This is a genomic window from Candidatus Zymogenaceae bacterium (assembly GCA_016931225.1).
Lineage (GTDB): Bacteria > Desulfobacterota > Zymogenia > Zymogenales > Zymogenaceae > JAFGFE01.
In genome coordinates this window covers 66,113-91,697 of the sequence record JAFGFE010000006.1, presented here as the reverse complement: position 1 = coordinate 91,697, position 25,585 = coordinate 66,113, and the positions used below count along the sequence as shown (strand labels likewise).

The window sequence follows — 25,585 nt, the reverse complement described above, 5'->3', positions numbered from 1 at the left end:
TGTTTTATTGACCGCGCGGATCGTACGCCGGGGGAGCTGAAAACCACCAGGGGCGAAACACCGCCCAGGGCCGGCGCGTCACGCCCCAGGGGGAGCGGGAGACAAAACACCGGGAGCGGGAAAAAAGAGAAACGCCGGGACCAGGGGAGCGAAACGGCCAGGAGGGAGAGAATAAAAAAACGTCCGGGGATATTCCAAAAGACTGGAAACGGCGATAAATGAAAAAAAGTGTTAGCTTGCCCTGTACGGTTAAAAAGAAAACACCATCAACCTGGATATCCTCATGTCCCGCCCTGGATGTATTCGCCCAGGGAGAGACGGAAGAAAAAGCAAAAGAGAATCTACAAGAGACAATCGCGTTGTTTTTTGTTTCGTGTCATGAGCGGGGAACATTACCGGACGTGCTCCGGGAGTGCGGGATTGATCCCCAGGTAGAGAATGTATACATGGAGTGGGGAGAGTGAATCACGGGCGCGGGATCATGCACCGGGAAAAAGACACCAGGCCAAAAAAATGGAAACGCCCCCAGGAGAAAAACAAAACACCGGGGAGAGCGCATCCCTGGAAACACTACACCACCAATGATTTACTTAACTAATATATGATTAGCTAATATCATATTAGTTAGGGAAATTGAGAAATTGACAAATGTGTCAACAATTCAAAATATGCCTGAACGCTCAAGCATAAAACTGCATTTTAAAGATTTAATAAAAATCTTAAAAGGTAACTATATGATGTCTTTTTCTGCTAATAGTAGTAGTAAAAAAGGACAACATTACACGGGCGCGGGATCATTCCAAAAGATTGGAAACTGAGAGAGAGAGAACAGAACACGCCCCCAGGGGGAGCGATAAACCGGGAGAGAGAGACACGCCGCGATCATTCCAGGAAAACGGAAACGGGGAGAAACGATAAACCGGGGAGTTGCACCAGGGGGAGAGATTGACCAGGGGCGGACGATACACGAAACGCACCAGGGCGAGGGAAGACACGGGACCGGGGAAGAGTGAACACGCCCAGAGGGAGAGACACACAAGGGGACAGGGAGAGAGTGAACCAGGAGAGAGAGAACACCGGGAAGAAAAAAAAGATATTCCAAAAGTTTGGAAACAACGGCGGATATATCCCAGGGCATGATATAATCAGAACATAAGACACGCCACACAAAACACCAGGACGTCACCAGCAGAAAAACACCAGGGGGACGCGATCACCACGGCCCAGGTAATCCGGGACCGGGGGAGCTGGTACAATGACCAGGGGACATAAAAGCAATTATTATAAATGATATCATTAAATGAAAACCACACAGACACGCAAAGCACACAACAACATCATCCCGCGCGCGGGGATACGAAAAGATACCATATGGTAGGATGTTACAAAATTGTAACATTTTGTTTCTTGGGCAACGGCTCAGGGCATCACGAGTTTTGCCCTCATGGCACGCCGATCCGGAGATTAAAAACAAAGTGTGGTTTGTTTCTATGATTTCAGATAGATATCACATTAATAGTAATCATTATCATCGAATCGATCGGGTGATTTAGCCAGGAAAACGGCTTAACCCCCAGGGCCTTACCGACCCCTTATCTCACATGGGACAATTTTTTCAAATCACGCTGCAAGTATGTAAAAAGACGCATGGGTGTATGAAATTTTTTCAAAAATTTGAGAAAACATGAAAGGAGGGGATATAAAATGATTGATATGGACGCAAAAAAATGGGAAAAAAACCAAAAGAATCTTCCACTTTCATCATTCAATTGGGCCTATGTGACGATCGAAGAGAAGGTGGCAATGTTTGCTGGTCCGGTTTTTATTAAATGGAAAGACATGGATATTTTTGAAATCACAGACGGTATGGGTGACAAATTTGAATTTGATCGAAGAATTATAGATGGTCTTTATTTTGAGGTATAATGACGAAATACGAATCAAAGGCTATTGACCATGCCCCGAATCAAAACACTGAAAGATAAGCACGGCAACACCGTTTATGAGGTTGATTACCGTGTGATGGTAGATGGCGTGAGCATGGGGTCGAAGAAGAGATTGCATGGTGTAACGATCCATGAGGCACGACATTTCATGAACACGAGGGTGAATGAGATCTATGCGGGGAAGTATGTTAAGAAAAAGAAGAAGTACAGAATATCAAAGTTGATTCATGAGTATTTGAATTACTCGAAAGAGAATAAAGCCCAAAACACCTACAAGCAGGACGATCTTGTACTCAACCGTTTTCTTGAGTATGTCGGTGATTTAGACATGGAAAATCTGAGCGGTTTTATGCTCGAAAAATATAAACATGAGCGTTTGAAAAAAAACAAAAAGAGTTCGGCAAATATTGATATCATAAAAATCAAGGCTTTTACGTCCTGGTGTGAGAAGGTCGGGTATATTGAGACAAATCCATTTAAGCACGTTCGTTATTTCAAGGAGGATCGGCCTCCGGTACGAGTTCTTTCAGCCGGAGAAAAAGTAATGCTGCTTGAAAATGCCAATCCCAGGACACGTCTGTTTATCGAGTTGGCATTGAACACGGGTATGAGGCACGGTGAGATATTGAATCTGAGGTGGGACGATATAGATTTCAAGAACGGCTCTTTATTTGTACGCACGAGCAAAACCGGTGATTCTCGTACTATCCCTATAAACAGTCATCTGCTTCAAGTTTTATTAGAAGCCGAGAAAGATCAGAAATGTGACTGGATAATATCGCACAATGGGAATAAGATGGCAACAATGAAAAAGGGTTTCGCCGCGACTGTTCATCGTGCCGGGATTCCTTATGCCAGGGTACATGATCTCAGGCATACTTTTATAACCGACATGCAGCAAGCAAAAGTAGATATACGGACTATAATGGAATTCTCCGGTCATAAAACCTTTGAAATGTTCAAGAGATATTCCCACCCTCAGCCGGATCATATGAAAGAGGCGATAGAGAGTTTGGTAGATACCAGAGATCAAAAAAATTTTGGAAGAATTTTGGAAACATTGAGAATTGACAAAAAGGTGGGAGAAGATAAATAGCCGATATTATTGCATATTGCTATAAATTTCATTGTGGGGAGAACATTAGTCAAATAAAAGGATATCGACGCATTACGTTCTTTAAAAGAACGCTTTTTTACATCAATCGGGTCCGAATGACGCATCGGCGATTTCGATGAGTGACAAATCTTCGGTCTTTATGGCCCGGGCGATGGCGTCCGCCTGTGGGAGTATGTTGTTGATGAAGTAGGTGGCCGAGGCGATTTTCCCTGCGTAGAACGCGGCATCGGGCGTATCGTTGAGAAACCGCGCCCAGTTGACCCAGTCGTCCGGCGTAACATTCTTTTCACGGGAGAGGGAATCGAGCCTTTCCTGTGCGATAGCAGCCTGCCAGACCAGCATCCAGGCGGATATGATTGTCGCCGTCATGCTCAAAAAGGGCGACGCGTTGCTGATCGGTACCAGGAATTTTCCCTCCTTGCTGCACCGGGCGAAGAACTCTGCCATCTCCTCAAGGGTATTCACCGCCGACTGTGCCTCTTTGATGAGAGGTGTCACACCATTTGTCGATTCCTTATCGGTGTTCAGGGTCTTTCGCATGTGCTCCATGAGACCAGCGAAGTGCGCCCCCTGTTTCTGGCCCAATTTTCTTCCCACAAGATCCAACGCCTGGATGCCGTTCGTTCCCTCGAAGATCGCCGCAATCTTCACGTCACGCAGGATCTGCTCCACCGGGTATTCTTTGATGTAGCCGTATCCACCGTGCACCATGATGGCCTGGTCCGCCACCGAGAAACCGATGTCCGATCCATACGACTTGACGATGGGTGTGAGCAGTTCAAAAAGGCCGTGCCATTTTTCCTGCTCGTCAATATCCCGTGTTGTTTTGACTTTGTCCTCACACCAGGCGGCAAAATAGATCATCGCCCTGAGTGCCTCGGTATGGGACTTCATCCAGAGAAGCATCCTGCGGACGTCCGGGTGGTTGATGATCGGCACCCGGGGCGCCTCGGGATTCCTGAAGTTGGCAAGGTCCGTGCCCTGGATACGTTCCCGGGAGTACTTGAGGGCGAGCATGTACGATCGCGATGCGGCCGAAAGACCCTTGAGGCCGACGCCGATCCTGGCCTCGTTCATCAGGACGAACATGTTCCTCATACCCCGGTTTTCCTCTCCCAGAAGCTCTGCGTAACAGGCGCCGTTGTCGCCGAAGTTCATCAGGCACGTCGCCGAGCCCTTAAATCCCATCTTCTTCTCAATGCCTCCGATGGTATAATCGTTTCGGCGTCCCAGTGTGCCGTCGTTGTTGACCAGGTACTTGGGAACCAGGAACAGGGAGACGCCGCGGGTTCCCGCTGGGGCCCCCTCGATACGGGCCAGCACCATGTGGACGATGTTCTCGGTGAGGTCTTGATCGCCGCCGGTGATGAATATCTTGGTGCCGGTGATGGTGTATGGGCCGTCAGATTCTTTTTTGGCGGTGGTGGTCAGCGCCCCAACGTCCGACCCGGCCCCAGGCTCGGTCAGCACCATGGTGCCGCCCCAGGCGCCGGCGAACATCTTCTCCATGTACACGCGCTTCTGCTGCTCGGTGCCGAATTCCTGAATCAGGTGTGCCGCTCCCTCGGCAAGACCGGGATAGGCGCATAACGCCGCGTTACAGTTCAAAAATTCCCGGGATGCGACTTCCAGAAGATACGGCAGGCCCTGCCCCCCAACAGAGGGTTCACGGCTCATCGAAATCCAACCGCCCTCGCGATATCGCTCGTATGCGGGGTGAAACGACTTCGGTACCAGGACATCACCGTCCTCGAGGCGGCACCCCTCATCCTCCCCGTCCTTGATAGTCGGCTCAATCACCTCAACGGCGTATCGCTCCGCCTCCTTCAAGACCATGTCGAATATTTCTCTGGTATGCTCCTCAAAGGGTTCGGTTCCGCACAGTTCGTCCAGCCCCAACTGTTCATACAGCACGAACTGCTGGTCCCGAGGGTCTACTAGATAGTTCTTCATACCTTTCTCCTTTCGGCAATGGACATATGACTCATGGTTCGCTCAGAACGACATCCAAAAAAATCGTCAGTACGGGCTACTTAAAGAAGAATTGATAATCCTGATAACACCGTCCGTTGGTGTGCATTATGCATGTGGTCACCTTCGGCTCAACGGTGTATTTGATTCCCAATCCTTCGAACCATCCCTCGATTCGCTGAAAGATGCCGCATTTGTATTGATCGATGACACCGATATTCTTGATGCCCTGATAGGCAAAGCACCTGTTCTGTTTCCATTCACCGTGGAGCCGATTATGCTCCGGAAAAGAGTACTCCAGTTCCATGAACTCCCCCAGAATCGTCTCGAAGGCTCGGGGAAAAAAGTCGGCAAACTCTTCGAAGGTTTCGATGGATGACACACCATATAATTTTTTCAACCGTTTTATCTCGATGACCGACATCGATCTGACCGCCTGCCGGTTGATCTTGTTCGTGGTCTCGATGCCGATTTCATTCATCGAGTGGAAGAACCACATGGCGTCATGGGTCATCCAGTTTTTGATGATGAGTTCCTTTACGGCGGATGTTTCGGGACGATTCATGTCTCACTCCTATGTATGCTCTTACTTTTTTATGCGATCGATGACTTTGATTTCCAGGACGATTCTCCCCCATCCGCCGCACTTGACGCCCACATCAAGGCAGCCGAGACGATTGAAGCGGATGTCATTGGGATCGACGCCGGCATAGATCAGTTCATTTACGGTAAAGATCAACGGCGACATGGCATTGAGGGCGTGGACGCAAATGCGCTTCGGACTGAGTTTTGTCAGGAGGTTTCCCACCCCGTCGAAATAGAACGTCTCGCCGACCCTGTGGCGGCTGTTGCAGCCGTGGGAGTCGACAACCGTGCAGGTGATGGTTTTGTTCATAAGATCGGGCGCCTTCACCATCACGTCGGTGTTTCGAGGAAGATCTTTAAACATCTTCATCTGCTCGTCGGTGTAGCCCAGATGTTCCTGGAGCATGTCCCACATTTCTGCTGTGATTTTCATTCGATTTCTCCCTTCTCATGGGTTACGTATCATATGTATGTAAGGCGACTTTTCCGTCTCCGACCGGATACGGTCACGACGGAAAAGCCCGTTCGTTGTTGTGAAGAAGTTCCATAAATCCCTCCAGCCTGATGCCGGTTTGTTCGGGCGCATATTTCCTGGGATCACCGATGTCGACATCCAGCATGAGGAAGGGACGTCCTTGATCGACCACGGCGTCCCTGATGATGCCGTATGCACCGCTGGAGTGGCGACATCCCGGAGTGGCGAACAATACGGCCCCGTCGATGGAAAAATCTTCGAAGAGGCCCGAAAGCCCCGAGAGCCTGTGTTCCGTCGGCCCCTGGAAGGGATCCTGGAGGCATTTCAGCGCCAGGGATTCAAACGGATTCCTCTCGTCCAGTTCGTCCCAGAAGACGTTCAGGGTTTCAAAATGAACGACGGCGGTTTCATATCGGGCGAAGGTATCGAAGATATTCGTCTGATAGGTGGGAACCCAGGCGAACCAATAGAGCCTTCTACTTTCCGGTCGAAGCGTTCCTGATTCGATCCGCTCCCCAAGCGCATCGGCGAAGGCTTCGTGAATGGTTTTTTGGGTCTTCGTTCCGGCAAACATCCGGGAAAATATTGAATATTGCATCAACTGAATGCCGCCCCAGGGGGCGGGACGGTGTTTCAGGCACTCCAGCATCCTCAGATGCGCCGTTCGAGCCTGATTTGATATACGAAGCGCCTCCCTGAGCCTGTCGATATCAAAGGCCTGTCCCGAAACCACGGAGATCTTTTCCGCAGCCTCCCTGAGCTGGGTCGCCACATACCGAATCGATTCGACGGACATATCCTGGGGGATGGATACCAGGTAGGGCTCCGCATTCATAGATCTGCTCAGGACCTCGTTGACTTTCCACTTGCCGTTACAGAATGACGACGTGGTCAGAAACAGTTTGGATTCCGGGTAGAGGCTCATATCATGGGCGCCCATGCTCGCCCGATGAAATGAGCAGATGTCTGTATCGTATCCCAGGTCGTCGGCACGCACCAGCAGGGGCTCGGCAAGCTCCGTTGATGCGAGCATGGAAGCGGCCAGCTCGAAATCAAAATGGGCGACATCAAAGGCGGCCAGGATTTCCATCGGAAATGTGTAATAAGTGGTGAATACTGTCGGCATATCCTTCTCGAAGGCTCGAAGCATCGTCTCCGCCCACTGGGAAAACCAAAAGAATCGGGGACTCCACCGTTTTTCCAGCGCCGCACGAGACCGTTTTTTCATCTCGGAAAGCATGGTTTTAAGCATAGCGGTGCACCTTTCGATTCTCTATTGTCTCAAGGAACGCCTCGATACGGGTTTTGACCTGTCCAAGAGCATTCCATTCACCGTCGTGCCGAAGCAAAAGAACCGGCACATCCCGTCCCTTGAGGCTGCCGATGGTAGAGGGTGCGTCGTAGAGAAAATGGTCGCAATGCATGACACTGCTGTAGATCACGCCGTCGGCCCGTGCTTCTTCGGCCAGGGATGCGATGTCGACTATCCGCTGGTCCAAAAGCCCCCCCATGCGGGGACAGGGAGAACGGGTGAGGTATCGCCGGGCGAGGGCGGTATAGGGGGAATCGGTGTCGGTTGAGACGGGAAGATCGAAGCAACGCTCGCCGAAACAATGATCCAGAGACACCACGACGGCGCCGGAATTTTCAATAATTCGGACAAGATCCGGTGTGGTCAGGATGTTTCCATAAATCATGATCCGAGAAGCCGGCCGGGAGGCCATCGACCGTTTTCGCCCGCTGATGTGTGCAAGGAAACGATGCAGTGAGGGGAGGAAGTCGTCGATGTCCGATGTGATCGCCTCCTTTGAAAACTGGAAAACCTCGGAGCCCGAGACGATGGGAGTCGCCGTTCTGAGCTGCATGAAAAGCTCCTGCATGTCGAGGCGGACGCTGTTGTGCCTGCCGATCGACCGCCACAGGGCGTCGTCGTCCGCCGGTCTCCCCTGAAAAGTCGATGCCAGTTTATCGGCGAATTGGCGGAGTCGCACTGCAAACAGATCGACGGATTCGGGATCCGTCTTGTGCGGCACATCCAGAAAAAGGAGGGGCAGGTCCGGACGATAGACACGGATGACGTCGGCCAGGCGTCGCATCCCGTCGCAGGAGTTGGTCAGGATTACTCCAACCGGCATGTCTGCGATATCGGACATGACGGCGGCGCAGAGCTTTCTCACGTAAGGACAGAGGAGAGAATGGATATACTGATCGGCGTTTTGCGGCTCGCCTTCGGGCAAAAGCCAGACCGGAGTGAGACCGCAGGCGGTCACGATTTCAACGGGAACGTATGAACACGCATACAGAACGTTTTTCATATATCCTCCGATGACTGTATGTGGAATATAATCTGTATGATTCGCCGTGTTTGAGAAGCGATACCGATACATGCCGAAGAGAAATTCTCGGTCTAACGATGATACGCATACAGAACATACAGCGTGCAGTATAAAAAATTGACAGGGTGACGATTTATTTAAATAGATGATACAGTATATACTATGCTGAACATTGTTCACTATACACAACACATGATTATATGTCAAGAAAATATTTCACTCGGCCGCCTGAAAAGTGAACGCATTACCGCTTGTGTGTTTTCGAGGATGAAATGTTTTGACATTTACCTGATAATGGTGTAGAGGTAATCATGGTCGGGATATTCCGGTGTATGTCGGGAATATCCCGTGTATTTTATGACGTGGGGATCATGAGACCGATACAATGAACCTCTCCATCTTCATTGCTCTCTTCATTACCGTGACGCTCTGGGCGTCGGCGTTCGTCGGCATCAAGGCGGCGCTGGTTGACTATTCCCCGGTGCACCTGGCGGTGTTTCGCTATCTGGTTGCCTCGATCGTTCTCGTGCCGGTGGCCGTGTTTCGGAAGATCCGGATACCCACCCTCTCCGAGTTACCCCGCTTTCTGCTCATCGGCGTTTCGGGCATTAGTATATATAATATCTTGCTCAACATCGGCGAGAAAACAACCACCGCGGCGTCTGCGTGCTTCATCATCAACACCGCCGTCGTGATTACCGCGGTCATATCGGTGCTGTTTCTCAAAGAAAAGGTGCGCGGTGTGGGATGGCTGGGGATGCTGGTAAGCCTTGCGGGAGTGGGGGTTATCGCCTTCGGAGAGGGCGAGGGGGGGGTAAGCGCCGATGTGGGGAGCCTCTTTGTCTTTATCGCGGCGATTTGCACGAGCATCTACTTCGTGGTTCAAAAACCGCTGCTGGTGACGTACTCGAGCCTCGAGGTCGTGACGTACGCCATCTGGTTCGGCACACTTTTTATGCTCCCCGGACTGATCGGCATCGGGGAGGAAGTGGCGGGGGCGTCGCTGTTTTCTACCCTGGCCGTCGTCTATCTGGGTGTGTTCCCGGCGGTGGTGGCGTACGTGGCGTGGTCGTTCGTGCTCTCCCGGATGCCTGCGTCCCGGGCGGCGACGTTCCTCTACGTCGTGCCGGTGTTGAGCATAGTGCTCGGATTCCTGGTGATCCATGAAATGCCCACCGTCGTCTCCCTCGTCGGGGGAGGCGTCGTCCTGTTCGGCGTGTTTGTGGTGAATCGATTCGGGTAGGGCGGGGAGTGGCGTTGTCTCCCGTATTCAGTCACACAGAACGAAAGCGGGGAGTATCGGCGTTGGTGCGGGATGAACGGTGAATACGTCCTTGCTTTCGGGATCGATTGAGGCGCGCTCGGTGCGATTGACCCTGTGGAGTTGATCGGAATCCGGTGATTGTCGCCGGCGTGTCAGATCGTGATTTCGTTTCTCTTCAGATAGTCATCGATCTCGATGATCTTCCCTGTGGCCGCAGATTCCTCGGCCGCGGCCCCCACGACGATGGACCAGAAACCCTCAAGGGCGGTGGGGGTGTTTGTGGTCTTCCCCTCGATGTTGTCGATGAAATAGACATGTTCGTAATAAGTGGCGCCGTTATGGCCCCCCTCCTCGATGTAGCCGGGATAGAGGGGAGTGGTGATCCGGGATGGCTTCAGCTCGCCCCGAAGTATCTCCAGGTACGTCTTGGGACGCTCCGCCGGGATGAAGGTATCGTGTTCAAAGGCCTTGAGGCGTCCCTCGTCTCCGCAGATGACGATCTCTTCGTAGAACATCGGGGAGAACATACACAGGTTGAAGCTCGCCCGAACATTATTCTCATACACCACCGTCACCAGGGCGTTGTCGATGATGTCCGATCGTTGGGTTCCGCGGGTGAAGTCGATAAAATTGACCGCTTGAGAGCCGGTGGCGAAGACACTCTTCGGCTTCGACTGGGCGAAGAGGTTGAGCAGATCGAAGTAATGGCAACATTTTTCAACCAGGGTGCCGCCGGAGTATCGTGAAAACTTGTTCCATTGGTCGACCTTGTCGAGAAACGGGACCCGGTGCTCCATGATGGTTATCATCTTGATATCTCCCACGGCCTTTCTCTCTAAAGCCTCGTGGATGGACTCCACGTATATCGCCTTGTAGCGATACTGCAGGCCGAGCTGGAAGACCGCCGGATGGTTTTGCGCTATGTTCAGTATTTCGTGGGCGTCTCGGACGGTCGTCGCCATCGGTTTTTCCAGAAGGATGTGCTTTCCCGATTTCGCCGCAACCCGAACGATGTCGATATGGCTGTAATTCGGGGTGCAGATGATCAATCCATCGACATCGGGATCGTTACAGGCCGCCTCAAGGGAGTCATACACCACAAGCTCTTTACCGGGACAGAGGGCGCCGAAGGCCAGCTTCGTCTTTTCGATGCTCAGGGGACTCGTGTCGTACACGCCGTGGACGGTGCCCCGTCCCTCGAAGATGGTCATGCGCAGGTGCTCCTGACCCATGATGCCGCAGCCGATGATATTGAACGAATAGGTCGGTTCATCCAGGGCGAAGAGATACTTGTCTTCGGGGGGTACATAATCGAACAACGGATTGCGTGCCCAGAAATTGCTCTTAAACTCCTTGCCTCGTTTTGTCATTGCATCGCTCCACGAGAGGATTGTGAAAATGTCATGTACCGTGCATCAAATTGTATCATCAAAAGAAAGGGTGTGACAAGACAATTATTTCGATAACGATTAAATTCGGACGACATACGCCGGCTTCCGGAGCGATCGACACCCGGTTGCGGAAAAACGACACAGTGCGTACACGGGATAAGGTAGAGACCCGAGCGGACATCCGTAATCACGTGGTGCGGAGAATCCCTGATCCATCAGGGATGTATGGATATGGCGCCTCCCTGTGTCGATGGAGATTTTTGGAAATCAAAATGTGAATATGCTCTCAGGTCGTGGAGCAGGTGACCGGGACGGGTAGCGCAAGCCTCTCTTTTCAAAAAAACGTTATTTTTTTATGGTCAGCGACTGTATCAGGTAGGGGAACGTCGAATGGATTTCATATTTACCCGCGGGCAGGAGGGCCGCCAGGCGGGCAAGTTCCGCACGGCTGTACGGAGCGATGGGGGAATCGGGATTCGCCCTTCGTCCGTGAACCGGAGAGAACAGCGCCGTCCGACGCAAATCGCCGATAAAGAGGATCCCGCCGGGATTGAGTGAGCCGATCAGGTTTTCCATGATTTTTGTCGGTTCCTCCCAGTGATGCAGTGAATAGACCGAACAGATGAAGTCGAAGGGACCGAGATAGGTGATGACCTCGGAATCGGCGGCGTCACAGATGAGATACTCGATTCGTTTTGAAAGGCCTGTCTCCTCGATCATGTGTATCGCCCGCTCGGCCATGTTCTTTGAGATGTCGATGGCGGTAATCCGGGCGTCCGGGAATCTTTTTGCGAAGAGACGAGTGAAAAGCCCGGTCCCGGCCCCCACTTCAAGGCACGTCCCCTGTGGGTTGAGGGAGGTGATTCGCCTCAGGAAGGGGGCGTACATGATCCGGGAGATACCGCGATGGCGCATATCATACGTGTGGGCCTGATCCGGGATGGACATCGTGACATGTTCCGCACTGTGTGTGTACTTCATTGTGATACGTCCCTCGCGACCACCGGCCCGCCTTTTGGCGGGCCGGATTGTAAGGGGTGGTTATTTATCATCGTCGGTGGGAGGAGTTTTCTCCTCATACTGCTTCATGTATTCATCGAATGCGGTTTTGCCCACATCCTTCCAGAATTTTTTGTAATACCACCAGCGATGAGAACGCCTGTCCATATGGCCCCAAATATCGCCGCCGTTGACGTCCGGGTCGTGGGGACGGGGCGGTATGGGAGGCCACGGGGACCGGTGTTTTGATTTGGGGTGGAATCCAGGCAGGATCCCGCCGAAGAGGATCCGAGCCAGGATCACCAGACCGAAGGCCTGCCAGTAGCCGATGGCGGCTATGCCGAAAAGTTCCGGCAGCAGCCAATTCCACAACCACATGACCACCAGGCCGAACAACAGCGCAAATCCGACGACCGCCAGCATGCCGAAAAAGACATGGGCGCCTTTGTGTGCGATTCGGCAGCGCTTCGAGCGGGAAGGTTTTGGTGATGTGTCAGTATGTGATGTCATTTTTTATTCCTTTCTCTCTGGTGTCGGTGAAAGATCGCTGAGCGCCTCTCTGATTTTAACGATGCCCCGGGATTTTCGCGCCAAGAGCGTGCCGATCGGAATGTCCCACTCCTCAGACAGCTCCTGGAAGCTTTTACCGATGAATTCCGTTTCGATGATCACCGCCTGTTGATCCTCGCTGAGATCGTCAATGGCCTCAGTGATACGGCGTCTGATCTCGGAGCGATGAGTTTCGTCGTAGGCGTTATATCGATTGTCCGCCAGTATGTCTTCCAGCGCCGGGGCTCGATCATCAGTGTTGTTCCCATGCAGGGATACCGTTGGTTTTCTGGCGCGCAGGGCATCGATCACCCTGTTTCTGACGGCTCGATACACATATGCCGAGATGTTCTCTATCGCCTCCAGTTCATCGGAACGGCTGAAGATACCGAGCATCACGTCCTGGACGATGTCCTCGCTGTCCCGGTCCGCATCTTCACCAAACAGCCGCCTGACGTATCCAACAAGGCGGTTTTTTTCTGTTTCAAAGAACCCGGCGATATTCATGTTTTGTGTATCGGTACTCATGTTTCTTAAGACGACAGTGTTGTCCGTTTATTGCAATCATAGAAGAAATGTCTTTCGGGTGCAATATGGAATGATGTTTCGCAGTTTATATCGTCCGGATGCCCGATTGACGAAGTATATTGGCGGTCGGGGCATGGAGATATACAGATACGTTCATGATAATTCTTGACCGTTCGGGACCTGTGTCGTATAGTATATCAACATACACATATTTTTTAATGGATTTATTTTGGAGTTTTGTATGCCATTGAGAAGAATAAAAGGCCTCACCATAATGGCCTGTCTCGTATTTGTCCTCTCCGGGTGTAGCGTCCTCGGCACAAACTTCCTCGTCTACACTCAGGATGTGCCGCAACTGGCGAACTATAGATTGCTCGAAGATGGAGACTATTTTCTGGCTGTGGCGGTTTCCGGAGGGGGGAGCCGATCGGCGGTGTGGAGCGCTGCGGTGTTTCGCGAGTTGTTCGAGCAGGTCAAGCTGCCGGACGGCCGGAGCATACTCGATGAGATCGACTACATATCGTGCGTGTCCGGAGGTAGCGTCTCGTCGGCGTATTACTGTCTCAACAAGCCTGATGTGGATACCACGCACGAGGAGGAGTACAAACTTTTTTTCGAACAATACCTGAAGGATATGCGAAGCAACATCGAGGCGGCGGTCTTTTATCGCCCCCCCAACTGGTACCGCGTCTTCCTGGAGCCGGAGGAAAAGGCGTATTTTCTCAAGTGGCATTTTGAGAAGAAATTCTACGGGACCGCAACCTTCGACGATCTCTACAAACGACAGGTCCAAGGTCTGTGTCCCACGCTCATTATCAACACCACCCATATGGACAGCGGTGCGAAGTTTCTCTTCAGCACCATTCCGCCGAAAGAGTTCGAAATGACGCAAGAGGATCAGGAAGAACTCTTTGGACATTTTTTGGAATCCGGAATCCTGAGCAGCAATATCCTCTTCGAAGAGGGCATACTGAACACAATGTTTTGCAGGGATATCGGGGTGAATATCGGAGAGATCGAGGTGTCCAGGGCGGTCGTGGCGTCCTCGGCCGTCCCGCTCGTGTTCGGACCGCTCCTCATCGAGGATAAGACCCGGTCGACTCCCGAGGAACCCGTGTACGTGCACCTCAACGACGGCGGCATCGGCGATACCCTGGGACTCGAGTCGATCATGCAGCTTGCCATGAAACGATTCTGCCAGAAGGACTGTCCCTACAAAAAGGGGATGGTCATTATCATCGACGCCAATCAGCGCATCGATCCGACTGATACGGAGGAGGTCATTCGAGCCTTCGGTCTGGAGGGGATGGTCGAGCGAACCAGGGTGGTGTATGCGTATCGGGGCAAGACACTGGCGTATTACGCCATCATGTTCATCCAGAGCAATCCCCGGTTCAACGATATCTCCTTTGTCTATATTTCCCCCTACCTGGTTGAAGATCCGGAGCTCATCGAGCGTGTCGATGAGAGCCCCTACCCGAAAAGCTTCATGCCGCCGGAGCTGGGGGACATCGTTAATAACTTCAAGGCCACGCCCACCCGTTTCAAGATCGATCCCGCACTGGCCGACAGCATCGAATTTGCCGCAGAGATAGTGGTGGGAGGGGTCAGATCGATGATACTCGACAACTACCTTGAGGGATGCGGGATAAGTAATGACACACCCTGAAGCCGTTGTGCCGAAGGATTCGTGTACACCCTGCACACGCTCTCATATATGAGCGTCGTCGACCTATCGGAATGATGCGCCCGTTCTTGTGGTGTGTCCCAACGGCGTATCACCATCATGCTCTCTGATACAGTGCGTGTTGATTTTGTCTTGTCTGTTACCGTTCTCCGCCGAACACTCATGCTCTTATCCGCGACGGATGTTGGTGGTGCCCGGCGGCCCGAGGTGTCCGAGGGCCCGACGGATCTCATGTAGTGCGAAGTGACTATGGCTTGAGTACTATAAAAAGGAGATGTCGTATGCTGTCACAGATACCGATTGATTTAGGCAAGGTAAAAAAGGAGAATATCGACAGGGAAATTCTGCGCGCGGCATTGATCGCAGAGCTTGACGCCATCAATCTCTACGAGGAGATGGCGTCCCTGGCGACGGATAAACACATCAAGGAGATTTTGCTGGACGTCGCCAGGGAGGAAAAGACCCACGTCGGAGAGTTCCAGGCCCTGCTGCTCCGGTTCGATACGGAACAGGAGGAGGAGCTGGCCGCGGGACGGGAGGAAGTCGAGGAACTGATCGGCTCATAGCGTCAATATATATTTTGTCAAGGAGCGATATAATGAGTCTGGGAGAAAAAATCCAGGAAGCGGATTGGAAAAAGGAGAAGCACGTCCCGGTCATTGAGTGCCCCGATGCCGTTGAGAAAGATACATGGACGAAGGTCACCATCGGCCTGGGAAAGGCCGTGGATCATCCGAACACCACGGAGCACCATATCCGATGGGTCGCGGCGTTTTTCTGTCCCGACGGTGACAAGTTCACCTACGAGATCGGCCGGTTCGAATTCAACGCCCACGGCGAATCCACCGAGGGGCCGAATACCGGACCGGTCCATACCCATCACGAGGTGACCTTTTCATTCAAGGCCGCAAAGCCGGGGAGCATTATCGCCCTGGCCCTGTGTAATATACACGGCCTGTGGGAGTCCGAAAAGCGAATCGAGCTGAAATAGCGGGTTCGACGGATAGAAGCGTCAACATGACGGGATATCTCCAAAAGGAAGATATCCCGTTTTTCATGAGCGATAGGGAGGGCCCGACGCGATATGTTATGAGAAACAGTTATCTCACGTTTCGAAGCAGCATATCCGGAACCCTCTCGGTCTTCCGCGGTTTTCCTCCCTTGAATATCCGCGGGAAGTCTGGTATTATCGTGCCGATATTCGGTGGATTCAAAAACGGAAACAATACGTGGAATATAAAAAGGTCACCTGGGAGGGGTATGAGGATTGTTACCGGTGCGTCGTCGGTGACGCCGAGCTGATCATTACGACCGGCTTCGGGCCGCGAATCCTATCGCTTTCGACCAAAGGAACAGAAAACATCCTGTTTGTCGATACGGGAAAAACCCTGGGCCGCGGAGATTGGCGACTTTACGGCGGACATCGGCTCTGGATCGCCCCAGAGACGGAAACCACCTACGCTCCGGATAATGACGGGTGTCTCGTTGAAACGGGAGACGACTTCCTGTCGGTCTTGTCCCGGGATGAGTGTACGGGCATCAAGAAGACGATAACAATCGTCGATGAGAACGGTCTCATCCGCGTCGACCACACGATCACAAATGAAGGAGACACCCTGATACCCGGCGCCGTATGGGCGCTGACGTGCGTGAACAACGTCGGCACGGCCTTCTTCCCGTGGGGAACGGGAGGATCATGGGATCTGAAGAAGGTCGTGTATTGGCACCGATGGATGGATCACGCATCGGAAATCAACGACACACAATTTACGCCGACCGACGACCTCTTTCTCGTAACGCCCGCCGGCCGGGAGGGAAAGGTCGGTTCCGCCTGCCGGGAGGGTTTTATCGGGGTGAGTGCCCGTGACTTCACCTTTGTCAAGACCTTTGAGCGTATGCCCGTCGATTCCTACCCGGACGATAACTGCGCCGCCGAATGCTACACCGGGCCTTATTTCACCGAGCTGGAAACACTGAGTCCGCTGGTGACGTTCTCTCCCGGCGAGCCGCTGACTCATTCCGAACACTGGCTTGTCGCACCGCACTGCGTCGATCCCGCCGACGGCGCCGAAGTGAGGGAGTTCATTGCGCGTCTGAGGGGCTGATGCGGCCGAAAGCATGTCAAGATCGGACAATGAAGACAATATGTAATGAGATAGTATATTTAAATATTATGTGAAACGTTTTGCAGAGGTGGCAGTATGAAACTGATTACATGGTTTTTTCGCATTGTGGCCGCACTATTTCTCTTTCCCGTACTGTTGATCTCATGTCTCCTCATATACTGGAATGTGCGCACGCCGCCGTCGTTTGAGACCGATGCGATATTGAACGTGGAGACCTGGTCGGTGACGCCCAATTTGGATGATGTGAGAACCCAGCATAACTCCAACACGGACCTGATTTTTTTCGACGGGTATTTCTATCTCATTCACGCCCAGACGAAATGGCACCTGGAGGATGTCAATGGGGCGCTTCTTGTGAAGCGATCCCGAGACGCCCGGGAGTGGGAGGAGGTCGCCCGCATTACCGTTCCCGAAACGGACGTTCGGGATCCGAAATTCGCCGTCATCAACGGCAGGCTCTTTCTCTACTTTCTTCCGAACGAATACTTTGACCCCATGCCGCAAACCACCTACTGGACGGTCAGCGATGACGGGATTACCTGGGAGACTCCCCGGGAGATGGATACCATGACGGTCATCTATCGGTATAATGACGGTACCGAGCGATACGTCACCGGGGGAGGGTGGAACATGTGGCGTCCGAAGACGATGGACGGGGAGACCTGGTATGTCGTCGCCAGCGGGAAAAAACCGGTCATAGGGCCCCAGATGGAAGTGACGGGACTCATCGAGGGTGACTCCGTCAAGGAGGAGGGGATGATGCCGCTGTCGGTACTCTTCTCATCCACCGACGGCATTCATTGGGAGGAGGTGTCGGAGGTGTACTCGGTGTTCGAATCCTTTGAGGCGACGCTCGAGTTCCTGCCGGACGAAACCGCGGTCTCCACCCTGAGGATCAGCAGCATGGGTACCGCCGGTTACGCATTCGGAAATCCCACCTCCTCTACCCTCATCGCCACCGCCCTGCCGCCCTATGAGGAATGGTCGTACGCCCCGAGTTTCATCACCCGGCTCGACGGCGCCACGCTCTTTACCGTCGGCGACCGCATGTTCGCGGCCGGAAGAAATCATCTGGGACCCCGGTTCGATATGGGAAACCATATGGCGACGAAACGTACGGCGCTCTTCGAGGTCAAAGAGGATCGGCTGGTGCACCTGTTTGACCTCCCCAGCAACGGCGACACCGCCTATACCGGCGTGGTCATACGGGGAGACGACATATTCATCAGCTACTACACCTGTCCCGTCGACAAGGATTATCCCTGGGTCGTCGGGGTTTGTTTTTTGCCCAAGACCGAGGTGCGCATGGCGCGTATCAGCGCATCGGGACTGGTGACGTATGCGGACCGGATCGCCGCAGGGAATCGGTGATACGCGGCGGTTGGTCCGAGACATATTCATTCAGGCACGAAAAGCAAGGGATTCTCTCATGACAACAAAAAGTACGATGGGCGTTTTGATTCGCATTGTTCTCTCGCTGGTGATCGGCCTTCTGGTCGTCTATCCGTTGTTCCTGTACGGAAGATATTTCTTGATCCATTGACCGGGCCGATCTTTTGGACGAAAGGAGTCGAATCATGGCGTTTTACGATACAAAACTATGGAGCGTTGTAACCTGGATATTCTGGCTGGCGGTGCTCGGTGCGGCGGGATTGTTTTACTGGCTCATCTTCACCACGCTGTTGTAGAAACATCACACACACAGGGTACGGACATGTGTCACCGCAAAGCAATATGCGGGTGTATATTCAGATTAGTTTCCATGTCTCAAGGAGCATGCCGTTATGTCCCAGGGGAAATCAGCCGGGAGGGATACGATCGAGATAGATCTCCCGCCGGTCGGGGTGAAGTTTCTGTGTGACTCCGCTTCAGGGTATGAAGACATCACCCGGTTTAAAGGCATTTCATACTGCCAGGCGGTGTTCGGCGCCACCTTCGGGATGGAACTCTTGGTCGTCCCGGAATCGATACAGGTCTGTCAGTGGGTGCCCATCGTCATGGGGTTCAAGGAGGCCGAAAACGAGTTTGAGCGGTCCATCACCGGTCACCTGCCGTTCCCGACTGAGGGGATTTATATAGCGCCGCTGTTTCTGTTCAGGAAAGATGTCACCCCCGATGTGGTGCTGATTCGCACCGATCCCGATAGTTATCGGGTGATCATCGATTTTCTGGGCTGGGACGGTTTCATCGAACTTGATGGGAAGGGGCTGGATATGACCGGCCTTGCGACGTTTCAGAAGAGTCCCCCCTCCGGATTTTCGAAATGGGCCGTGAAGAACATCAACAGAATACTGGATGTTCTCAATCGATTCAGCCTGTGGCAGATAATCACGACCACTCTCTTTAGGAGCACCTTCATCACCAGGATTTTCGACAGGTTCATTACCAGGTACATGGCCAACATGTCCATGTGTCGAAACAGCACCGTCATCCCCTTTCAGACACACAGGGCGAACATCAGCTATTTTTGTACCGGCGGCGTGGCATGGGGCAAAAACAACCCGCGTCACATGACCTCGGGATTCCCGTACGATACGTTTCTCCGTCTGGATGAAATCCTCGATTACCCGGGAAAGGGGGAGAATGACCCCCGCCTCGATCGACTGGAGAAGAAAAAGAGTCTGCTCCTGGAACGGGCGAAACGGACGCCGGGCTGCACCTTCGGATAGAATACGAGAGGCGATCGAGGTATCATGTTTCTTCACACCGTGATCGTGGGGGAGGAGAGCCCCTTCAGGAAATTGCTGCTCTTTATTTTCGCACGCTTCATCGAGGTGCCGCTTCTCAAGATCTGCTACCGGTTTCTCCGGGGGGATTTGAAGCACATCGGTGATAAATCCCTGTTTCGAAAGCTCGCGAAATTTTTCCTTGCCCGTCCCTTTGGCTACCTGGGTGATACCGGAAAGCCGGTGCCCTATGCAGAGGTGCTGGAATATATCGACACCCTGGACGGCCCCATCGCCGTCGGCCCGTGCCGCTGTCGCATCGGTCATAGGGCCTGTGACCATCCTATTGAGACGGACATCGTTATGCGGACAGGCTACGACGCATGGACCAGGGCGTTTCCGAAGGAATACCGCACCATTACAAAACAAGAGGCAAAGGACATCGTCACTCGCTGTCATGAATTACGGATGATGCACATGGTCTTCATCCACTGTCCGGTGAATCTGTACAACGAATATGTCATTTGCAACTGCTGCACCTGCGGGTGCGTCCCGTATATCATCAACAGGGAGCTGGGGCAGCTCAACTATCCCCTCATCGATGGTTTTTTTCTCGCGATGACCGATCGAGCCCGATGCACAGGGTGCGGTGAGTGCATCGCCGTGTGCCCCTTCGACGCCAGGATCATTGAAGACAAAAAAAGCAGAACGGCGCATAACTGCTACGGGTGCGGCCTGTGCGTCTCGGTGTGTCCCGAGTCGGCCGTCACCATGAAACAGATCGCGGAGTTGCCCCATCGTGATACGGAAGGGCATGGGCCGCAAGGGGTTCATCCAAGACTCTACCGTCAGCATCCCCCCATCACCGAGGATCGGTAACCCACAGCATATCGACTGACAAAATACGGGGGTGTGAACCTCCATGCTTCACAGATGTAATTAATTTCACACCCACTTTCGCTTATCGTCTTCCCAAACCGACCGCAGTGTAGTATAATATCCTATTTCACTTCCACCGGCTGGAACAAAAGATACATGAAAATACTGCCTCTTCCCGAGATACATATCGGTACGGAATCTCTGGATATGCTCATACCCTCACTTAAGGGAATGTCCGCTGAAAAGGTGCTGGTGGTCACCGACCCGGGCATCGTGGATGCGGGCATCTACGGCCAGGTCAGGGAAATCCTCGATGCGGCCGATCGGCGCATTGTCCTCTTTGACCGGGTGGAGCCGGATCCGAGTATCGATGTTGTGGAAGAGGTGGTGGCGCTTGCCCGGTCGGAGAGGGTGGATGCGGTGATCGCCCTGGGCGGCGGCAGTTCGATTGATGCGGCGAAGGTATCCGCCGCGCTGGTCGAAAACGACGGATCGGTGCGTGACTACATCGGCATCGAACTCTTGAAGAAGCCGAGCCTCCCGACGATCGTCCTCCCCACCACCGCCGGCACCGGTAGCGAGGTGACCCCGGTGGCCGTCCTCACCGACGAAGAGGCGCGGATGAAAAAGGGGGTCGCCTCCCGGATGCTCATCCCCCGCGTTGCACTGTTGAATCCGGAATTTACCGTCAAGATGCCGCCGTCGGTGACCGCGTATACCGGCATGGACGCCATGATCCACGCCCTTGAGGCCTTCACCTCGGTGAACGCCACCGATTTCTCAGACGCCGTCGCCCTCCGTGCGGTGCGGCTGATATCGAAACATCTGAGAGATGCCTTCGCGGACGGATAGAACCGAGAAGCGAGGGAGGCCGTGATGCTGGGAAGTCTGCTGGCGGGCATCGCCTTCGGGAACGCCGGAGTGACGGCGGTGCACGCCTTTGCATATCCGCTGGGGGGGATTTTTCACATTCCCCACGGTCTCGCCAACAGCGTCATGCTTCCGGTAATCATGAAATATAATATGGCGGGAAGTGAGAAGAAGTATATCGAGCTGGCCCGGGCCATGAACAATGAATATATAGACGACATCGGTCCTGAGACGGCCGTGACGTGTATCAACGCCCTTTCGGACGATCTTGACATTCCCAGGAATCTCAAGGCCCTTGATATCCCCGAATCCGCCATCGAGGAGATGGCGAACGGCGCCATACAGGTAACACGGCTTCTGTCCAACAATCCGCGAAAGATCGATCTGGACGACGCGAGGACCATCTATACCGACGCCTACCACCGGTAGGCAAACATTTCTCTCAGGAGTTGAATGTCATGTTGGAATTAACAGTAAGCGATTGGAAGGAGCACTACGAGAAGAGGCGGACGACGCCCCGGGAGGCGGTCGGGGTTGTAAAATCGGGAGATCGGGTGGTGACCGGCCATGCCTGTGGGGAGCCGCGGCTGTTCATCGATGCCCTGATTGATCGAGCGGACGAGCTTCGGGACGTAGAGATCGTCCACGTGTTCACCGTAGGGGAGGCCCGCTACTGCCTGCCGGAATACAAAGATTCGTTTCGATTCAACGGCATGTTCGCCAACACCGCCACCAGAAAGGCAGTGTGGGAGGGAACGGCGGATTATACCCCCTGCTATTTTCATCAGGTTCCCCGGCTCTTTCAGGACGGGGCGCTGCCCGTGAATGTGGCGATGATCGTGGTTTCTCCACCGGATAATGATGGTTTCGTGAGTCTGGGTATCAGCGTTGACTACGCCATCCAGGCCGTCCGAGCCGCGGAAATTACCATAGCAGAGGTCAATCCGAATATGCCCCGAACCGGTCCCTGCTCACGAATCCCGGTGACCGATATCGATTACTTCGTAGAGAGCGAACTTCCGCTCTACACCATCACCCCACCGGGCATCAACGAGGTGGCGGAGAAAACCGGAAGACACGTTGCGGAACTCATCCGGGATGGGGACTGCCTGCAGTTGGGCGTCGGGGCGATACCGGAAGCGGTCCTCGAATTCCTGGGAGGAAAGAGGGATCTGGGAATCCACACGGAGATGATATCCGACGGCGTGATGACCCTGGCGGAGAAGGGGGTGATCACGGGGGCCAGGAAGACGCTTCATCCGGGAAAGATTGTCCTCACATTCGTCATGGGAACCGAGAGGCTCTACCGATGGCTCGATGACAATCCGATGATCGACGCCCATCCGGTGGACTACACGAACGATCCGTGCGTCATCGCCCAGAACGATAATATGGTCGCCATCAACTCAAGCATCTCCGTCGATCTTCTGGGACAGGCCTCGTCGGAGTCCATCGGCCCCCGGCAGTACTCCGGCGTTGGGGGACAGGTCGATTTCATACGCGGGGCCGCGGCGTCGAAGGGGGGAAGAAGCATTATCGCCCTTCCGGCCACCGCGAAAGGAGGGGAGGTATCCCGCATCGTGGCTACACTTTTGCCTGGGCAGGCTGTAACCCCGTCGCGAAACGACGTGGACTACGTGGTGACCGAGTACGGTGTCGCACACCTGTGGGGAAAGACAATGAGGGAGCGGGCCCGGGCACTCATCAATATCGCCGCTCCGAAATTTCGAGATTCCCTTGAGCGGGAGTGCCGAAGCCTTTACGGATGGCTCTAATTTCCGCGACCGGTGCCGGATGAGGAGAGCGGTGTGTTATTGGCCGAATGCTCAGAGAGCGGATCGAAGCGGGCATGAAACGACGCTTGGACCCGAGTCGATAATTACCGGAATATAGGAGATGTGATATGACCCTCATGGACGGAAAGGCGTACGAGGAATCATTGAGAAGGCTCAATCTCGTCGTCTATATGTTCGGCGAGCGGATCCATAACGTGGTGGACGACCCCATCATCCGCCCGTCGATGAAGGCGGTGGCGGCCACGTACGATCTGCTGCACAGGCCGGAGCACGAGGATCTGATGTCGGCGGTCTCCCACCTGACCGGGAATAGAATCAATCGATTCTGTCATATTCATCAATCCACCGAGGACCTGGTCAAAAAGAGTAAGATGGGACGCCTCCTGGGTGCGCATACCGCCTGCTGTTTTCAGCGGTGTGTGGGAATGGACGCCCTCAACGCCCTCTCCATCGTCACCTACGACATCGATCAGAAGCATGCCACGAACTACCACCGGCGCTTCCTCGACTACCTCGCCTTTGTGCAGGAAAACGACCTGATGTGCGACGGCGCCATGACCGACCCGAAGGGAGATCGGGGACTCCCCCCCCACAAGCAGCCGGACCCGGACGCCTTTTTGCGTGTGGTTGAGCGGCGGACCGACGGGATCGTGGTCAGGGGGGCGAAGGCCCACCAAACCGGGGCCGTCAATTCCCACGAGATCATCGTCATGCCCACCATCGCGCTCAGAGAGGAGGACACCGACTACGCCGTGTCGTTCGCCCTCCCCAGCGATACGGACGGTATCGTCTACATCATGGGCAGGCAATCCTGCGACACCCGAAAGCTCGAAGCGGGAATGATGGATCGGGGGAATCAGTTCTTCGGTGGGCACGAGGCGCTGGTCGTCTTCGACGACGTCTTCGTCCCGAACGAGCGCATCTTCATGCTGGGGGAGTATGAATTCGCCGGCGATCTGGTGGAACGGTTCGCGTCCTATCACCGCCAGAGCTACGCCTGCAAGGTGGGGGTGGGTGACGTCCTCATCGGCGCCGCGGCCGCCGCGGCCGAGTACAACGGGGTGGCCCGGGCCTCGCACATCAAGGACAAGCTCATCGAGATGAACCACCTCAACGAGACCCTTTTTTGCGGGTGCATCGCCTGCGCGTCGGAGGGGAGCAGAGAGCCCTCGGGAACCTACTGCGTCAACACACTCCTTGCCAACGTACACAAGCAGAACGTCACCCGGTTTCCCTACGAGATCGCCCGGCTGGCCCAGGATATCGCCGGAGGGCTGATGGTAACGCTCCCATCCGAGGCGGACCTGCGGTCGGAGGCGGTCGGGAAGTGGATGGAGAAATACTTCAGAGGGATTGCTGGTGCGCCCACGGAACACCGGCTTCGGATCCTGCGCCTTATCGAGAACCTGACGCTGGGCACGGCGGCCGTGGGGTATCTGACCGAATCGATGCACGGCGCCGGTTCGCCCCAAGCCCAGCGCATCATGATCTCCCGCTCCGTCAACATGAGTGAAAAGATGAAGCGGGCCAGGAAGCTTGCCGGCATCGATGAGTGACGAACCCGTAACAATTGTGGTGAAATACTGCGGGGGGTGCAATCCCCTGTATGACCGGGTCGCCTTGGTGCGGCGGCTGGAGGAGCGTCTTTTCGGTACGGCACGCTTTGTACCCGCGGGCGGAAGAGAATGCAAAGGAGATCTGCTGCTGGTCGTCTGCGGCTGTCACGTGCGGTGCGCGGGGACACACGAATTTTCAGATCTCCCGACCGTCTTCATCGACCGTCCGGAAGGCGTCACCGATCTTGTGAAGCGCATTCGGGCGATGCCGGATGATGCCGAATCAAAAGAATTATCGGAAGAGCGAGGTAAAATATATGGACGCCATTGAAGCCATCATGACCAGACGGAGTATCAGAAAATATACCGATACACCGATTACAGACGACCAGGTGAAGCAGATACTCTCCGCCGCCATGGCCGCCCCCACCGCCGGGAATCAGCAGGCGTGGGAGTTCGTCGTCATCACCGACCGAAAGGTACTGAACGCCCTCCCGGATGTGCATCCCTATTCACGAATGCTTCTGAAAGCGCCGGCGGCCGTCCTGGTGTGCGGCAACCTCGAGACGGAGACGAAAGAGGGATACTTCCCTCAGGACTGCGCCGCGGCCACGCAGAATATCCTTCTGGCCGCCAACGCCCTGGGGCTGGGGGCCGTCTGGCTGGGGGTACATCCCAGGGAGGAGCGGGTGACCGGGATCAGGAAGCTTCTGAGAATCCCCGATCACGTGGTGCCGGTTTCCCTGGTGGCGCTCGGCCATCCGGCGGAGTCCCACCCGCGGGTCGATCGGTACGACGAGAAGAAGGTGCACAAGGACACCTGGTAGTGCCGGGAGCCAAGACG

General features: G+C 54.1%; 23 protein-coding genes and 1 pseudogene. 15 read left to right on the top strand and 9 right to left on the bottom strand.

All coding sequences use genetic code 11. The features are described from left to right. Positions 1 to 1,704 precede the first annotated feature (1,704 nt). Both JW885_02475 and JW885_02470 read left to right on the top strand, forming a co-directional pair. Positions 1,705 to 1,926: a hypothetical protein gene (locus JW885_02475; GenBank protein ID MBN1881015.1), complete on the top strand. Its 222-nt coding sequence runs from the start codon at positions 1,705 to 1,707 to the stop codon at positions 1,924 to 1,926. Positions 1,927 to 1,956: 30 nt separating this feature from the next. Continuing rightward, positions 1,957 to 3,042 carry a site-specific integrase gene (locus JW885_02470; protein MBN1881014.1) on the top strand — a complete coding sequence of 362 codons (1,086 nt, stop codon included), beginning with the start codon at positions 1,957 to 1,959 and terminating at the stop codon, positions 3,040 to 3,042. 102 nt (positions 3,043 to 3,144) lie between these two features. Here JW885_02470 and JW885_02465 read toward each other — a convergent pair whose 3' ends face one another. From JW885_02465 to JW885_02445, 5 genes are all read right to left on the bottom strand, one after another. Further along, positions 3,145 to 5,016 (bottom strand): acyl-CoA dehydrogenase, encoded by a 1,872-nt coding sequence (locus JW885_02465; GenBank protein MBN1881013.1) that lies wholly within the window; start codon positions 5,014 to 5,016, stop codon positions 3,145 to 3,147. A 76-nt stretch (positions 5,017 to 5,092) separates the two neighbouring features. Beyond that, positions 5,093 to 5,599, bottom strand: coding sequence for a hypothetical protein (locus JW885_02460; GenBank protein MBN1881012.1), 507 nt, complete (start codon positions 5,597 to 5,599; stop codon positions 5,093 to 5,095). 21 nt (positions 5,600 to 5,620) lie between these two features. After that, complete coding sequence (locus JW885_02455) at positions 5,621 to 6,052, bottom strand: TIGR04076 family protein (protein ID MBN1881011.1); 432 nt, start codon at positions 6,050 to 6,052, stop codon at positions 5,621 to 5,623. Positions 6,053 to 6,125: 73 nt separating this feature from the next. Further along, a complete protein-coding gene (locus JW885_02450) occupies positions 6,126 to 7,346 on the bottom strand; it encodes a 2-hydroxyacyl-CoA dehydratase (protein ID MBN1881010.1) in 1,221 nt (406 codons plus the stop codon). Further along, positions 7,339 to 8,409: a 2-hydroxyacyl-CoA dehydratase gene (locus JW885_02445; protein MBN1881009.1), complete on the bottom strand. Its 1,071-nt coding sequence runs from the start codon at positions 8,407 to 8,409 to the stop codon at positions 7,339 to 7,341. The genes JW885_02450 and JW885_02445 overlap by 8 nt, the downstream gene beginning before the upstream one ends. A 406-nt stretch (positions 8,410 to 8,815) precedes the next feature. On the opposite strand from JW885_02445, the gene JW885_02440 reads away from it, so the two are divergent. Then, entirely contained in the window at positions 8,816 to 9,673 is an 858-nt protein-coding gene (locus tag JW885_02440; GenBank protein MBN1881008.1) for a DMT family transporter, read from the top strand. A 173-nt stretch (positions 9,674 to 9,846) separates the two neighbouring features. Here JW885_02440 and JW885_02435 read toward each other — a convergent pair whose 3' ends face one another. The 4 genes from JW885_02435 to JW885_02420 all read right to left on the bottom strand — a co-directional run bounded on the left by JW885_02435 (position 9,847) and on the right by JW885_02420 (position 13,161). Beyond that, positions 9,847 to 11,064, bottom strand: a complete 1,218-nt coding sequence (locus JW885_02435) for a Gfo/Idh/MocA family oxidoreductase (GenBank protein MBN1881007.1) — start codon at positions 11,062 to 11,064, stop codon at positions 9,847 to 9,849. A gap of 366 nt (positions 11,065 to 11,430) precedes the next feature. Further along, a complete protein-coding gene (locus tag JW885_02430; GenBank protein ID MBN1881006.1) occupies positions 11,431 to 12,066 on the bottom strand; it encodes a class I SAM-dependent methyltransferase in 636 nt (211 codons plus the stop codon). Positions 12,067 to 12,126: 60 nt separating this feature from the next. After that, positions 12,127 to 12,594 (bottom strand): hypothetical protein, encoded by a 468-nt coding sequence (locus JW885_02425; protein MBN1881005.1) that lies wholly within the window; start codon positions 12,592 to 12,594, stop codon positions 12,127 to 12,129. 3 nt (positions 12,595 to 12,597) lie between these two features. Next, positions 12,598 to 13,161: a sigma-70 family RNA polymerase sigma factor gene (locus tag JW885_02420; protein ID MBN1881004.1), complete on the bottom strand. Its 564-nt coding sequence runs from the start codon at positions 13,159 to 13,161 to the stop codon at positions 12,598 to 12,600. A 241-nt stretch (positions 13,162 to 13,402) separates the two neighbouring features. Between JW885_02420 and JW885_02415 the strand changes: the two genes are divergently transcribed. The 12 genes and pseudogenes from JW885_02415 to JW885_02360 all read left to right on the top strand — a co-directional run bounded on the left by JW885_02415 (position 13,403) and on the right by JW885_02360 (position 25,568). Continuing rightward, entirely contained in the window at positions 13,403 to 14,830 is a 1,428-nt protein-coding gene (locus tag JW885_02415; protein MBN1881003.1) for a patatin-like phospholipase family protein, read from the top strand. A gap of 299 nt (positions 14,831 to 15,129) precedes the next feature. Beyond that, positions 15,130 to 15,414 carry a rubrerythrin gene (locus JW885_02410; GenBank protein MBN1881002.1) on the top strand — a complete coding sequence of 95 codons (285 nt, stop codon included), beginning with the start codon at positions 15,130 to 15,132 and terminating at the stop codon, positions 15,412 to 15,414. 32 nt (positions 15,415 to 15,446) lie between these two features. Further along, entirely contained in the window at positions 15,447 to 15,839 is a 393-nt protein-coding gene (locus JW885_02405) for a class II SORL domain-containing protein (protein ID MBN1881001.1), read from the top strand. Between the two features lie 238 nt (positions 15,840 to 16,077). After that, positions 16,078 to 16,953 (top strand): hypothetical protein, encoded by an 876-nt coding sequence (locus JW885_02400; GenBank protein MBN1881000.1) that lies wholly within the window; start codon positions 16,078 to 16,080, stop codon positions 16,951 to 16,953. A gap of 96 nt (positions 16,954 to 17,049) precedes the next feature. Beyond that, positions 17,050 to 18,345 carry an exo-alpha-sialidase gene (locus JW885_02395; protein ID MBN1880999.1) on the top strand — a complete coding sequence of 432 codons (1,296 nt, stop codon included), beginning with the start codon at positions 17,050 to 17,052 and terminating at the stop codon, positions 18,343 to 18,345. A gap of 413 nt (positions 18,346 to 18,758) precedes the next feature. Next, the gene (locus tag JW885_02390; GenBank protein ID MBN1880998.1) at positions 18,759 to 19,643 is read left to right on the top strand and encodes a DUF169 domain-containing protein; all 885 of its coding nucleotides are present in this window, start codon (positions 18,759 to 18,761) and stop codon (positions 19,641 to 19,643) included. 24 nt (positions 19,644 to 19,667) lie between these two features. Next, positions 19,668 to 20,519: a 4Fe-4S dicluster domain-containing protein gene (locus tag JW885_02385; protein ID MBN1880997.1), complete on the top strand. Its 852-nt coding sequence runs from the start codon at positions 19,668 to 19,670 to the stop codon at positions 20,517 to 20,519. 156 nt (positions 20,520 to 20,675) lie between these two features. Beyond that, positions 20,676 to 21,818 (top strand): annotated as a pseudogene (locus JW885_02380) (iron-containing alcohol dehydrogenase). 29 nt (positions 21,819 to 21,847) lie between these two features. Beyond that, positions 21,848 to 23,164 carry an acetyl-CoA hydrolase/transferase family protein gene (locus JW885_02375; GenBank protein MBN1880996.1) on the top strand — a complete coding sequence of 439 codons (1,317 nt, stop codon included), beginning with the start codon at positions 21,848 to 21,850 and terminating at the stop codon, positions 23,162 to 23,164. A 128-nt stretch (positions 23,165 to 23,292) separates the two neighbouring features. Beyond that, positions 23,293 to 24,741, top strand: coding sequence for a 4-hydroxyphenylacetate 3-hydroxylase family protein (locus JW885_02370; GenBank protein ID MBN1880995.1), 1,449 nt, complete (start codon positions 23,293 to 23,295; stop codon positions 24,739 to 24,741). Beyond that, positions 24,734 to 25,072 (top strand): hypothetical protein, encoded by a 339-nt coding sequence (locus tag JW885_02365; protein MBN1880994.1) that lies wholly within the window; start codon positions 24,734 to 24,736, stop codon positions 25,070 to 25,072. The genes JW885_02370 and JW885_02365 overlap by 8 nt, the downstream gene beginning before the upstream one ends. Then, entirely contained in the window at positions 25,059 to 25,568 is a 510-nt protein-coding gene (locus JW885_02360) for a nitroreductase family protein (GenBank protein ID MBN1880993.1), read from the top strand. The genes JW885_02365 and JW885_02360 overlap by 14 nt, the downstream gene beginning before the upstream one ends. Positions 25,569 to 25,585: the final 17 nt, after the last annotated feature.